We start from the raw sequence: 13,589 nt of genomic DNA, 5'->3' as shown, positions 1-13,589 counted from the left end.
ATGACCGAGCAGACGCTTCCCCACGCCGACGAGCTTCGTATCGAGGTTCGGGAATGGTTGCACGACAACTGGTCTCCGCTGCCATCCCACAGCGACCCGTGGTCGAGTTCACCGGAACGCATCGCGTGGATGGAGAAGGTACTCGACGCCGGATACGCAGTGCCGACGTATCCCACCGAATGGTTCGGCCGCGGCTATCCCAACAGGCTGGCGTCGGTGATCGCGCAGGAGTTCGCCGCGGTCAAGGCACCCGGGTGCCGGCAGGACAAATACAACATCGCTTCCAACACCGTTCTGGCGCTGGGCACCCCGAGACTGCGCGAGGAACTGCTGCGGGACTTCCTCGTCGAGCGCGCCCGCACCTGCCTGCTCTACAGCGAACCGGGCGCCGGCTCGGACCTCGCAGCAGTACGCACCACGGCGGTGCGCGAAGGCGACCAGTGGATCGTCAACGGCCAGAAGGTGTGGACCTCGGGCGCCCAGACCGCCGAGTATGCGCTGCTGCTGGCGCGCACCGACTGGGATGTGCCGAAGCACAAGGGACTCAGCCTGTTCATCCTGCCGATGAGGCAGGCCGGCATCGACGTGCGCCCGCTTGTGCAGATCACAGGCGAGACCCATTTCAACGAGGTGTTCATCACCGACGCCACGGTGTCCGACGACTATCTCCTGGGCGGTGAGGGCAACGGGTGGCGCGCGCTGCAGACCGCGCTGGCCTACGAGCGTTCGATCATGGGCGACGGCAACCGCGGATCGCGAAACCGCACGGCCGACAGCCTCATCGACTTGGCCCGCGAGCACGGGGTCCTCGGCGACCCGGCCCTGCGCCATCAGTTGGCGTCGGCGCTGGCGATGCGCGAACTCAACCGGCTCAACAGTGCCCGCGCCAAAGCTGCAGCGACCCAGGGCACCTCGAGTTCCATCATGTCGCTGGGCAAGCTTGCGATGTCGCGAATCCTGCACACCGAGGCAGCGCTGAAGACGCAGATCATCGGAGCCCAGGCCCTGCTGGCGGGCCCCGAGAACCCGGAGGCCGACGACGTGAACTTCCTGACCCTCAACGCGTTCTTCACCTCGATCGGCGGCGGCACCGACCAGATCCAGCGCACCATCATCGGGGAACGCGTCCTCGGGTTGCCCAAAGAACCCGAGACCGATCGCGACATCCCGTTCCGCCAGGCCCGCCGGAGCTGACCGACATGTGTTCTCCCGCATACGATCCGCCCCTGGCGGGCGTGCGCGTCCTCGACGCCTCCACCGGTCCGATGACGGCCGTCGGCCGCCTCTACGCCGACCTGGGAGCCCACGTCACGGTGCTGCGAATGCCCGGTCTCACCGTCGACGACCCCGTCGGCCCCCACGTCGCCTCGGTACCCGTGCAGACCGCGATCGACCGCCACGGGCTGCCCACCGTCGAGATCGATGCGTCAACAGCTGCGGGCCGCACGCAGTTCGACGCCCTCCTGACTGACACGGACATCCTCGTCGAGAACACCCGCCCCGGATCTCCCGCCGAGGCGACGCTGTCGGTGCGTGCGCTTCGCGCCCGTCATCCCGCCTTGGTGATCCTCTCGATCAGTGACTTCGGGCGCGACAACGACTTCCAGTCCTGGCAGGCGACGACACCGGTACTGCACGCACTCAGCAGTGAGCTGTCACGTTCCGGCATCCCCGGTCGAGCCCCACTGGTCCCGCCGGTACAGCTGCCCTACCAGGTGGCGGCGGCCCAGGCCGCGGCGATGACACTGAGCGTGTTCCTGGATCGGTTACGCACCGGCGACGGCGATCTCATCGATTTCTCCGTCCTCGACGGTGCGATGCAGACCCTGGACCCACCGTTCGGGAGCGCGGGCAGTGCGTCGGCCGGTGTCGCCCTCAGCGCCCAGCAGCGCGACTGGGAGGCCGAACGGCAGCGCTATCCGATCATCGCCTGCAGGGACGGTCACGTCCGCATCTGCATCCTGTCCAAGCGGCAATGGCGCGGCATGTTCGCGTTGATGGGCAGCCCGCAGGAGTTCGCCGATCCGGCCTACGACAAGCTCGGCAAGCGTTTTCACTCACCGCATCTGCAGCAGGCCATCGCACGGTTCTGCGCCGACAAGACCCGAGCCGAACTCGAGGAGCGGGGGCAGGCCCACGGTGTGCCGACCGCTGCGGTGCTGACGTTGTCCGAGGCGCTGGCCGCCGACCACTTCACCGCCCGCGGCTTCTTCCGTGACGTCGAATTGGCGCCGGGCGTGGTGGCGCCGATCCCCGCCGGTGTGTGCGAGATCGACGGCCATCGGGCCACGGCGCCCCTGGACCGCGTGTCCGAGCGCCTCGCGTCGGCACCGGTCCTGGGGGCGCGAGAGCGTCAGGGTCGGGGCCTTCCGCTCGAAGGCCTGCGTGTGCTGGACCTCGGCGTGATCGTCGTCGGCGCCGACACCGGCCGCTTCTTCGGCGATCTCGGCGCCGACGTCGTCAAGATCGAACACTCCGCCTATCCCGACGGGTTACGCCTCGGCAAGCCGACCGCGATGACGGAACCCTATGCGGCCGGGCACCGCAACAAACGCTCGATCGGCATCGACCTGCGTGACGACGAAGGCCGGGCGTTGGCGCACCGCCTGGTGCGGTGCAGTGACGTCGTGCTCACCAACTTCAAACCGGGTGTGGCGGCGGCGCTGGGCATGGACCATGCGACGCTGCGACAGATCAACCCGCAGATCGTGGTCGTCGACAGCTCGGCATTCGGCCCGACCGGGCCGTGGGCCGCACGACTCGGCTACGGACCGTTGGTGCGTGCAGCGGTCGGCTTCACCAACCTGTGGGTGTATCCGGGCGAGCCAGACACGTTCTGCGACACCGTCACCGTGTATCCCGACCATGTCGCTGCACGCATCGGCTCGATGGCGGCACTGGCCCTGCTGATCCGCCGGGAACGCACGGGAACTGGTGGGGCCGCGAGCGTTTCACAGGCCGAGGTGATGCTCACCCATCTTGCCGCCGACATCGCCGCAGACGCTCTGCGACGGTCCGGGCACCTCGACACCGACCCTCCGGAACCCGACACACCGTCGGGCGTCTTCGCCGCGGCCGGCGACGACGAGTGGGTCGCGGTGACACCACGATCCGGCGACGAGCTGGCCGCTCTCGGCCGGGTCGTCGGCGTTCCCGGCGCTACGGGCGGTGGGCTCGGCGATGCCCTGCGGGAGTGGACGGTCGCCCGATCCAAGACGGAAGCGATGACCGAACTCCAGGCCGCCGGCATCCCTGCCGGCGCGGTGCTGCGCGCCCACGAAGTCCCCGGCTTCGGCTACTACCGGCAGCGCCGGATGTTCCGCGAGGAGCTGCACCCGTTCGGGTCCGCACCGTTCGTGATGGAGAACGTCCAGATCCACTGCTCCCATGTGGCAGACCCACCGTTGGGGCAGGCACCTCTGCTGGGCGAGCAGACCGCCGAGATCGCAGCCGAACTCCTGGGCCTCGATCCGGCGCAGATCGCCGACTTGCACGACCGCGGTGTGCTCGAGACACCCCAGATGGATGCCGTTGCCCCACTGTGACAGGGGTGCGCGCCGCGGTCTCGTAGCATTCCCGTAGGTCGCGGACGGGCAGGGGATGGACATCGACTTCACCAGGCTCAGGTACTTCGTCGCTGTCGCCGACGAACTGCACTTCGCGCGCGCCGCCGAGAAGCTGCTGATCACCCCTCCCCCGTTGAGCAAGCAGATCAAGCTGCTCGAAAAGGAACTCGGCGGTGAGCTTTTCGAGCGCGGCTACCACGAGGTACGACTGAGCCCACTGGGGCAGCGGCTGATCGGCCCCGCGCGGGAGATTCTGCGTCAGGTCGAAGACTTCAGGTCGGCGGCTCAGCAGGAGATCCGCGGACTCGCACCGCTGCGGGTCAGCGCGACGGCATACGCCCCGTCGGACCTGCTCGGCCAGCTCGAAGCGGTGATCGGCGGGCTTCCGGGTCCGCTGGAGTTCAGCATGCCCGGTTCGGCCGCGGAGGTGACCGCGATGCTGATCGCCGGGCGGGCCGAGCTCGGACTGATCCACCTGCCTGCCACCGACAAACGGCTGCGCTCGCGGGTCGTCGCCACCTATCAGGGTGGGATCGCCGTGCGCTTCGACGACCCCCTGGCGAGCAGGGACGCCGTGGCGATCGAGGAACTCCGCGAGCGCGAGGTCGCGATCGACTTCGCGCGGCCGAATCCTGTCGTGTTGGCCGGGCTGACCCGACGTCTCAATCGCCGGGGTATCCATCGGATCGTCCGCACCACCAACACGCGCGGAGGCGAAGTCGAGATGGCCACCCAGGTGTTCAATCGCCACCTCGTCGCCGTGGTGAGCTATGCCCCCGACTCGTTCATCGGCAAGATCTTCTCCCCGCCCGAATTCGCTCTGATACCCGTCGAGGAGAGCACATGGGCGCCCGCCGAGATCGCGTTGGCATGGGTGCCGGAGCGGCTGGGGCAACGGTTGGGCGACGTCGAGCGAATGGTCGAGCAGATCTGCGAGCGGTTGGGGCCGGCGCGCCGCGGCGGCTGAACTGCCATGTCGCTTTTCCGCTAGTCCTCGCGAGCGGCACGTGCCATTGTCGATGTATGCACTCCGATTTCGACCGCTGCTACCGCGCCGTCCAGGCCAAGGACGGGAGGTTCGACGGCTGGTTCGTCACCGCGGTGCTCACGACGAAGATCTACTGCCGGCCGAGTTGTCCGGCTCGTCCGCCATTCGCCCGCAACGTCGAGTTCTTCCCCACCGCTGCAGCCGCACAGCGCGCGGGCTTCCGCGCCTGCAAACGGTGCCGGCCCGACGCCTCCCCCGGCTCGCCGGAATGGAACGTCCGCGGTGATGTCGTGGCGCGGGCGATGCGATTGATCGCCGACGGCACCGTGGACCGCGACGGCGTCACCGGATTGGCAGAGCGGCTCGGCTACACGGTGCGTCAGCTGGAACGCCTGATGCACGCCGAAGTGGGAGCCACGCCGCTGGCGCTGGCCCGAGCGCAACGCACACAGATGGCGCGGGTCCTGATCGAGACCACCGAGATGCCGTTCAGCGACGTCGCTTTCGCGGCCGGCTTCGCCAGCATCAGACAGTTCAACGACACGGTGCGTGCCGTCTGCGATCTGACGCCGACGATGCTGCGCCAACGCGCCCGCGAACGGTTCGACGACGATGCAGGTAGCAGCGGTGTGCTGTCACTGCGGTTGCCGGTGCGAACACCATTTGCCTACGAGGGTGTGTTCGGCCACCTGGCGGCGACCGCGATACCGGGCGTAGAAGAGACGCGCGACGAGACGTACCGGCGCACACTGCGACTGCCCCATGGCGGCGGCATCGTCGAGCTCACTCCACAGCCCGATCACGTCAGATGCGTGTTGAGACTCGAGGACTTCCGCGATCTCCCCGCCGCCATCGCCCGGTGTCGTCGCCTGCTGGATCTCGACGCCGACCCGGAAGCTGTCGTCGACGCCCTCAGCGCAGACGAGCGGATGGCCGCGGTGATCGCCAAAGCTCCGGGGCAACGCATCCCGCGGACTGTCGACGAGCACGAACTGGCATTGCGTGTCGTTCTGGGACAACAGGTCTCGACCGCGGCCGCACGAACGCATGCCGCTCGATTGGCCGCAGCCTATGGACACGCGGTCAGTGATCCAGGTGGGGGCCTGACCCACACGTTTCCCTCGACCGATGATCTGAGCGACATCGACATGCGCCACCTGGCGGTGCCGAAGGCCCGTCAGCGCACGGTGACGACGTTGATCGACGCACTCGGAAGCGGTGCGCTGGTGTTGGATTCGGGAAGTTCGTGGGACCGCGGCCGCGAGCAGCTGCTGGCTCTCCCCGGCATCGGGCCGTGGACGGCAGAAATGATCGCGATGCGCGGCCTCGGCGATCCCGATGCCTTTCCCGCGACGGATCTCGGCGTCGTCATCGCGGCGCGCCACCTCGGACTCGCCGAGGACGCGAAATCGCTCGCCGCACACAGTGAGCGCTGGAGACCGTGGCGTTCCTATGTGACACAACATCTTTGGACAACACTCGAACACTCGGTCAATCAGTGGCCACCGAAGGAGACATGATGGAGAGCATCAGGTACCGGACCGTCGAGAGCCCCATCGGGGTCCTCACCCTGGCCGGCATCGGCAGCCGTTTGCAGCATGTGCGGATGGTCGAGCAGACCTATGAGCCGAGCCGGGCTGGTTGGGAACCCGACGACGACGCGTTCACCGACGTCGTGCAGCAGCTCGGCGAGTACTTCCGCGGCGACCGGCAGGAGTTCGATGTCGAGCTCGAGCTGGTGGGGACGGAGTTCCAACGCACGGTATGGGCTGCGCTGCAGACGATTCCGTATGGCGAGACACGCTCGTACGGTGAGATCGCGGCACAGATCGGGACACCAGGCGCATCCCGGGCGGTAGGACTGGCCAACGGGCACAACCCGATCAGCATCATCGTTCCGTGCCATCGCGTCATAGGAGCCAACGGAAGTCTCACCGGATACGGCGGCGGACTCGACCGCAAGAAAGCGTTGCTCGGCATGGAGAAGCAGTACGCACCTGCCGGCGCCACTCTTTTCGACTGAGGAACCACAGCACAAATGCCTGTGCCCCCCAACAGAATTGGGGGGCACAGGTCAATGTGTGTTCGGCGGTGTCCTACTTTTCCACCCGGGTGGGTAGTATCATCGGCGCTGGTAGGCTTAGCTTCCGGGTTCGGGATGGGTCCGGGCGTTTCCCTGCCGCTATGGCCGCCGTAACTGTATTCACTTGTTATCGTGATCCCCTTGTGTGGGGAAGTTTATAGCCCCTGGTTTTTTGGTGGTGGGGTGTGGTCGTTGTTGTTTGACCGTGTGTGGTGTGGTTGCGAGGTTTTGTTGTTGTTGTAAGTTTTCGGCCGGTTAGTGCCAGTTCCCTGAACCCATTGCTGGGTGTGTAGGTCTGGTCTATCGATCCCGTGGTCTGCGGGGGGCCTTATCCCACTGAAATGGGTGAGAAGCCTGGTCTTGGAGGGGGTTTCCCGCTTAGATGCTTTCAGCGGTTATCCTGTCCGAACGTGGCTATCCAGCGGTGCCCCTGGTGGGACAACTGGTGGACCAGAGGTTCGTCCGTCCCGGTCCTCTCGTACTAGGGACAGATTTCCTCAAGCTTCTGACGCGCGCGGCGGATAGAGACCGAACTGTCTCACGACGTTCTAAACCCAGCTCGCGTGCCGCTTTAATGGGCGAACAGCCCAACCCTTGGGACCTGCTCCAGCCCCAGGATGCGACGAGCCGACATCGAGGTGCCAAACCATCCCGTCGATATGGACTCTTGGGGAAGATCAGCCTGTTATCCCCGGGGTACCTTTTATCCGTTGAGCGACACCCCTTCCACTCAGAGGTGCCGGATCACTAGTCCCGACTTTCGTCCCTGCTCGACATGTATGTCTCGCAGTCAAGCTCCCTTGTGCACTTACACTCAACACCTGATTGCCGTCCAGGTTGAGGGAACCTTTGGGCGCCTCCGTTACTTTTTAGGAGGCAACCGCCCCAGTTAAACTACCCACCAGGCACTGTCCCTGAACCGGATATACGGTTCGAGGTTAGAGGCCCAATACGATCAGAGTGGTATTTCAACAACGACTCCACAATCACTGGCGTGACCGCTTCACAGTCTCCCACCTATCCTACACAAACCGTATCGAGCACCAATACCAAGTTGTAGTGAAGGTCCCGGGGTCTTTTCGTCCTGCCGCGCGTAACGAGCATCTTTACTCGTAATGCAATTTCGCCGAGTCTATGGTTGAGACAGTTGAGAAGTCGTTACGCCATTCGTGCAGGTCGGAACTTACCCGACAAGGAATTTCGCTACCTTAGGATGGTTATAGTTACCACCGCCGTTTACTGGGGCTTAAATTCTCCGCTTCACCCTTACGGGTTAACAGGTCCTCTTAACCTTCCAGCACCGGGCAGGCGTCAGTCCGTATACATCGTCTTGCGACTTCGCACGGACCTGTGTTTTTAGTAAACAGTCGCTTCTCACTGGTTTGTGCCACCCCCTCCCGCTGCCCACCGCAAGGGTGTTGACGGTATGGGGGTCCCCCTTCTCCCGAAGTTACGGGGGCATTTTGCCGAGTTCCTTAACCATAGTTCACTCGTACGCCTTGGTATTCTCTACCTGACCACCTGTGTTGGTTTGGGGTACGGGCCGTGTGTGCGCTCGCTAGAGGCTTTTCTCGACAGCATAGGATCACCGAATTCGCCTCACTCGGCTATGCATCACCTCTCAGGATATGTGAACGACGGATTTGCCTATCGTTCTCCCTACAGGCTTGCCCCAGTATTACCACTGACTGGTACGGCTACCTTCCTGCGTCACCCCATCGCTTGACTACTACCACCGAAGGTCCCGCGCAGCCCCAGAATCCGTCACCCCGAAGGGATCAGTGATGCTGGTTTTGGGCGGTTAGTACCGGTGATTCATCAGGGACGCTCACACACGGGTACGGGAATATCAACCCGTTGTCCATCGACTACGCCTGTCGGCCTCGCCTTAGGTCCCGACTCACCCTGGGCGGACTGGCCTGGCCCAGGAACCCTTGGTCTTTCGGCGGGCAAGGTTCTCACTTGCCTTATCGCTACTCATGCCTGCATTCTCACTCCCACACCCTCCACCACTCGATCACTCGGCGGCTTCACCGGATGCAGGACGCTCCCCTACCCAGCACACACAAGGTATGCTGCCGCGGCTTCGGCGGTGTGCTTGAGCCCCGCTACATTATCGGCGCACAATCACTTGACCAGTGAGCTATTACGCACTCTTTCAAGGGTGGCTGCTTCTAAGCCAACCTCCTGGTTGTCTTCGCGACTGCACATCCTTTTCCACTTAGCACACGCTTAGGGGCCTTAGCCGGCGATCTGGGCTGTTTCCCTCTCGACGCACGGAGCTTATCCCCCGCCGTCTCACTGCCGCATTACACCGTGTCGGCATTCGGAGTTTGGCTGACGTCAGTAACCTTGTGAGGCCCATCGGCCATCCAGTAGCTCTACCTCCGACACGAACACTGCGACGCTGCACCTAAATGCATTTCGGGGAGAACCAGCTATCACGGAGTTTGATTGGCCTTTCACCCCTACCCACAACTCATCCCCTCAGTCTTCAACCTAAGTGGGTTCGGGCCTCCACGCGGTCTTACCCGCGCTTCACCCTGGCCATGGGTAGATCACTCCGCTTCGGGTCCAGAACACACCACTACACCACACACTGTTGTGTGGATACGCCCTATTCAGACTCGCTTTCGCTACGGCTACCCCACCCGGGTTAACCTCGCGACATGTCCCTGACTCGCAGGCTCATTCTTCAAAAGGCACGCCATCACCCCACGACAAGTCGAGGGCTCTGACGGATTGTAAGCGCACGGTTTCAGGTACTCTTTCACTCCCCTCCCGGGGTACTTTTCACCATTCCCTCACGGTACTAATCCGCTATCGGTCACTGAGAAGTATTCAGGCTTACCGGGTGGTCCCGGCAGATTCACAGCAGATTCCACGGGCCCGCTGCTACTCGGGGAAAACATTTCACGAAAGCCGTCACGTTTTCAGGTACGGGGCTCTCACCCTCTCCGGCAGGCCATCCCAGACCACTTCACCTAACACAACGGTTGATCACTTTCGCTCCTCTCGGCGGAGAGAAGAAGAAACGCCCCACAACACCGCACACACAACCCCCGCCGGGTATCACATGCACACGGTTTAGCCATCCTCCGCTTTCGCTCGCCACTACTCACGGAATCACTGTTGTTTTCTCTTCCTACGGGTACTGAGATGTTTCACTTCCCCGCGTTCCCCCCCAACGCCTATATATTCAGCGCTGGGTAACACGACATCACTCGTGCTGGGTTTCCCCATTCGGACATCCTCGGATCCACGCTCGGTTGGCAGCTCCCCGAGGCATATCGCAGCCTCCCACGTCCTTCATCGGCTCTCAGTGCCAAGGCATCCACCATGCGCCCTTAAACACTTACAACACAAAACCAAAAAAATGAGTCATCACCCACACACACGCATGTGTGCGGGTATCAGAAAAATTTGCATTACATGCTGACCCCACACAACCCACACAAGAGTTGTCTGCGATCAGATGCTCGCAACCACTATCCACAAATCAAACACCACACCCCACCACCAAAGCAGGGCAACAACAGCACCTCTCACCACACACAGTGGCCAGAGAACCAACGGGCTGTTGTCTCAAAGCCCAATAGTGTGTCCGATGATCTCGCGCCGGCGATCCACCCCCAAAAGGGTGAATCCCGTTCCAGCACTCAACGTTTGTTGAATTGCACCAGACCTGCATCCACTACAGATGACAGGCCATCTTCACGAATCGGCTACGGTCACCGAACCCCCACACGATGTGGGCGGGCCGAGCTCTCGTGGTGCTCCTTAGAAAGGAGGTGATCCAGCCGCACCTTCCGGTACGGCTACCTTGTTACGACTTCGTCCCAATCGCCGATCCCACCTTCGACGGCTCCCTCCACAAGGGTTAGGCCACCGGCTTCGGGTGTTACCGACTTTCATGACGTGACGGGCGGTGTGTACAAGGCCCGGGAACGTATTCACCGCAGCGTTGCTGATCTGCGATTACTAGCGACTCCGACTTCACGGGGTCGAGTTGCAGACCCCGATCCGAACTGAGACCGGCTTTGAAAGGATTCGCTCCACCTCACGGCATCGCAGCCCTTTGTACCGGCCATTGTAGCATGTGTGAAGCCCTGGACATAAGGGGCATGATGACTTGACGTCATCCCCACCTTCCTCCGAGTTGACCCCGGCAGTCTCTCACGAGTCCCCACCATAACGTGCTGGCAACATGAGACAAGGGTTGCGCTCGTTGCGGGACTTAACCCAACATCTCACGACACGAGCTGACGACAGCCATGCACCACCTGCACACAGACCACAAGGGAATACCTATCTCTAGGCACGTCCTGTGCATGTCAAACCCAGGTAAGGTTCTTCGCGTTGCATCGAATTAATCCACATGCTCCGCCGCTTGTGCGGGCCCCCGTCAATTCCTTTGAGTTTTAGCCTTGCGGCCGTACTCCCCAGGCGGGGTACTTAATGCGTTAGCTACGGCACGGATCCCAAGGAAGGAAACCCACACCTAGTACCCACCGTTTACGGCGTGGACTACCAGGGTATCTAATCCTGTTCGCTCCCCACGCTTTCGCTCCTCAGCGTCAGTTACTGCCCAGAGACCCGCCTTCGCCACCGGTATTCCTCCTGATATCTGCGCATTCCACCGCTACACCAGGAATTCCAGTCTCCCCTGCAGTACTCCAGTCTGCCCGTATCGCCCGCACGCCCACAGTTAAGCTGTGAGTTTTCACGAACAACGCGACAAACCACCTACGAGCTCTTTACGCCCAGTAATTCCGGACAACGCTCGGACCCTACGTATTACCGCGGCTGCTGGCACGTAGTTGGCCGGTCCTTCTTCTCCAGGTACCGTCACTTGCGCTTCGTCCCTGGCGAAAGAGGTTTACAACCCGAAGGCCGTCATCCCTCACGCGGCGTCGCTGCATCAGGCTTGCGCCCATTGTGCAATATTCCCCACTGCTGCCTCCCGTAGGAGTCTGGGCCGTATCTCAGTCCCAGTGTGGCCGGTCACCCTCTCAGGCCGGCTACCCGTCGTCGCCTTGGTAGGCCATTACCCCACCAACAAGCTGATAGGCCGCGGGCCCATCCCACACCGCAAAAGCTTTCCACCACAGCACATGAATGCCGTGGTCCTATTCGGTATTAGACCCAGTTTCCCAGGCTTATCCCAAAGTGCAGGGCAGATCACCCACGTGTTACTCACCCGTTCGCCACTCGAGTACCCCGAAGGGCCTTTCCGTTCGACTTGCATGTGTTAAGCACGCCGCCAGCGTTCGTCCTGAGCCAGGATCAAACTCTCCAAACAAAAACCCCCAGGGACAACCCCGGGCAGAATTCGAATCAGAAAAATCCGATCACAAACAACAGACACCACAAACTGGCATCCAAAAAAACGTCATGCCCCCAAACGGGAAAATGCGGACACAACAAAAAACAACAAACAAAAACCACCAAACACACTATTGAGTTCTCAAACAACACCGCCGTTTTCAGGCAACCCTGCCACTGTACTGCATGTGATCAGGGCGGTCAAGCTCCAACCTCAGGTCTTTCGACCGGGGTCATCGGCTTGTGAAGGAAATACTACGTGCTGTCGGCCAGACGCCCAAATCCCCAGCGCAAGAGGCCAAAACGAACGGCGGACCCTAGCTGACGCGCTCGATCTCCGCGCCCAGACTGACAAGATTTTCCACGAACTTCGGATACCCGCGGTCGATGTGAAACACGTCGTGCACCTCGGTGTCACCGTCGGCGACCAAGCCGGCGAGCACCAACCCGGCGCCCGCGCGGATGTCCGACGACCAGACGGGTGCACTCGACAGCTGCGGGATGCCCCGCACCACCGCGTGATGACCGTCGGTGCGAGCATCCGCACCCAGCCGGATCATCTCCTCGACGAAACGGAACCGCGCTTCGAACACGTTCTCCGTGATCATCGATGTGCCGTCCGCGATCGCGGCCAGGCCGATGGCCATCGGCTGGAGGTCGGTCGGAAAACCGGGGAACGGCAACGTCGCGACGTTGACCGCCTTCGGCCGTTCGTACTGCACCACTCGGAAGCCGTCGTCGGACTGCGTCACGGTCGCGCCGGCGTCGTGCAGTTTGTGCAGCACCAACTGCAGGTGCGCGGGGTCGATCCCGGTCACCGAGATGTCCCCACGCGTCATCGCCGCGGCGATCCCCCACGTCGCGGCGACGATCCTGTCGCCGATGACCCGATGCTCCGTGGGATGAAGCCGGTCGACACCGGTGATGGTCAGGGTCGACGACCCGGCGCCGCTCACCTGGGCGCCCATCTGATTGAGCATCGTGCACAGGTCCACGACGTCCGGCTCGCGCGCCGCATTGTGGATCGTGGTCACGCCGTCGGCGAGGACCGCTGCCATGAGAATGTTCTCGGTGGCACCGACCGACGGGAACTCGAGCTGGATCTCGGCTCCATGCAGGTGGTCGGCCTCGGCCACCACACAGCCGTGCTCGATCGTGCATCGCGCACCGAGTAGCCGCAGGCCCGCCTGATGCATGTCCAGGGGGCGGGACCCGATCGCGTCTCCCCCCGGCAGCGCCACTTTCGCCCGCTTGCATCTACCGACCAACGGACCGAGCACGCACACCGACGCGCGGAACTGACGGACCGCGGCGAAGTCGGCGTCGTACTTGGGCTCGTCTGGCGACGTGATGCGGACGACGTCGCCGTCCAGATCGACGGTCGCGCCGAGGCCACGAAGCACCTCGGCCATCAGCGGGACGTCGAGGATGTCTGGACAGTTGGTGATGGTGCTGGTGCCCTCGGCCAGCAAGGACGCGGCCATCAACTTCAAGACGCTGTTCTTGGCGCCTCCGACAGCCACTTCGCCTGCCAACCGACTGCCGCCGGTCACCACGAAACGCTCACCCACGCGGTCAGTGTAAACAGCGGGCTGACCCATGTCAGTCTCCGCGAACCACCCCGGAC

6 protein-coding genes and 3 rRNA genes are annotated in these 13,589 nt (G+C 62.8%); 5 read left to right on the top strand and 4 right to left on the bottom strand.

What is annotated here, in order from left to right; all coding sequences use genetic code 11:
* The 5 genes from PGN37_RS00885 to PGN37_RS00865 are packed head-to-tail and all read left to right on the top strand — an operon-like array spanning position 1 to position 6,577.
* Complete coding sequence (locus PGN37_RS00885) at positions 1–1,194, top strand: acyl-CoA dehydrogenase family protein (protein WP_335329128.1); 1,194 nt, start codon at positions 1–3, stop codon at positions 1,192–1,194.
* Between the two features lie 5 nt (positions 1,195–1,199).
* Entirely contained in the window at positions 1,200–3,545 is a 2,346-nt protein-coding gene (locus tag PGN37_RS00880; protein ID WP_335329127.1) for a CaiB/BaiF CoA-transferase family protein, read from the top strand.
* Positions 3,546–3,600: 55 nt separating this feature from the next.
* Positions 3,601–4,533 carry a LysR family transcriptional regulator gene (locus PGN37_RS00875; protein WP_335329126.1) on the top strand — a complete coding sequence of 311 codons (933 nt, stop codon included), beginning with the start codon at positions 3,601–3,603 and terminating at the stop codon, positions 4,531–4,533.
* A 56-nt stretch (positions 4,534–4,589) separates the two neighbouring features.
* Positions 4,590–6,074, top strand: a complete 1,485-nt coding sequence (locus PGN37_RS00870; RefSeq protein ID WP_335329125.1) for a DNA-3-methyladenine glycosylase 2 family protein — start codon at positions 4,590–4,592, stop codon at positions 6,072–6,074.
* On the top strand, positions 6,074–6,577 hold the full coding sequence (locus tag PGN37_RS00865; protein ID WP_335329124.1) for a methylated-DNA--[protein]-cysteine S-methyltransferase: 504 nt from the start codon (positions 6,074–6,076) through the stop codon (positions 6,575–6,577). The genes PGN37_RS00870 and PGN37_RS00865 overlap by 1 nt, the downstream gene beginning before the upstream one ends.
* Before the next feature lie 60 nt (positions 6,578–6,637).
* Here the strand turns inward: PGN37_RS00865 and rrf are convergent.
* The 4 genes from rrf to murA all read right to left on the bottom strand — a co-directional run bounded on the left by rrf (position 6,638) and on the right by murA (position 13,533).
* Positions 6,638–6,750 (bottom strand): 5S ribosomal RNA (rrf, locus tag PGN37_RS00860).
* Between the two features lie 122 nt (positions 6,751–6,872).
* A 23S ribosomal RNA gene (locus tag PGN37_RS00855) occupies positions 6,873–9,998 on the bottom strand.
* A gap of 423 nt (positions 9,999–10,421) precedes the next feature.
* Positions 10,422–11,939 (bottom strand): 16S ribosomal RNA (locus tag PGN37_RS00850).
* The 16S, 23S and 5S rRNA genes sit together here, the layout of an rRNA operon.
* Positions 11,940–12,279: 340 nt before the next feature.
* Positions 12,280–13,533: a UDP-N-acetylglucosamine 1-carboxyvinyltransferase gene (gene murA / locus PGN37_RS00845; protein ID WP_335329123.1), complete on the bottom strand. Its 1,254-nt coding sequence runs from the start codon at positions 13,531–13,533 to the stop codon at positions 12,280–12,282.
* Positions 13,534–13,589 lie beyond the last annotated feature (56 nt).

The organism is Mycobacterium kyogaense, from assembly GCF_036946525.1.
GTDB classification, from domain to species: Bacteria; Actinomycetota; Actinomycetes; order Mycobacteriales; family Mycobacteriaceae; genus Mycobacterium; species Mycobacterium kyogaense_A.
The sequence above is the reverse complement of the archived record's forward strand: the minus strand, read 5'-3'. Positions and strand labels throughout refer to the sequence as shown.

What these genes read in the sequence shown, in the direction of transcription:
- PGN37_RS00885 (WP_335329128.1), top strand. Translation starts at nt 1, where the DNA reads ATGACCGAGCAGACGCTTCCCCACGCCGACGAGCTTCGTATCGAGGTT.
- PGN37_RS00880 (WP_335329127.1), top strand. Translation starts at nt 1,200, where the DNA reads ATGTGTTCTCCCGCATACGATCCGCCCCTGGCGGGCGTGCGCGTCCTC.
- PGN37_RS00875 (WP_335329126.1), top strand. Translation starts at nt 3,601, where the DNA reads ATGGACATCGACTTCACCAGGCTCAGGTACTTCGTCGCTGTCGCCGAC.
- PGN37_RS00870 (WP_335329125.1), top strand. Translation starts at nt 4,590, where the DNA reads ATGCACTCCGATTTCGACCGCTGCTACCGCGCCGTCCAGGCCAAGGAC.
- PGN37_RS00865 (WP_335329124.1), top strand. Translation starts at nt 6,074, where the DNA reads ATGGAGAGCATCAGGTACCGGACCGTCGAGAGCCCCATCGGGGTCCTC.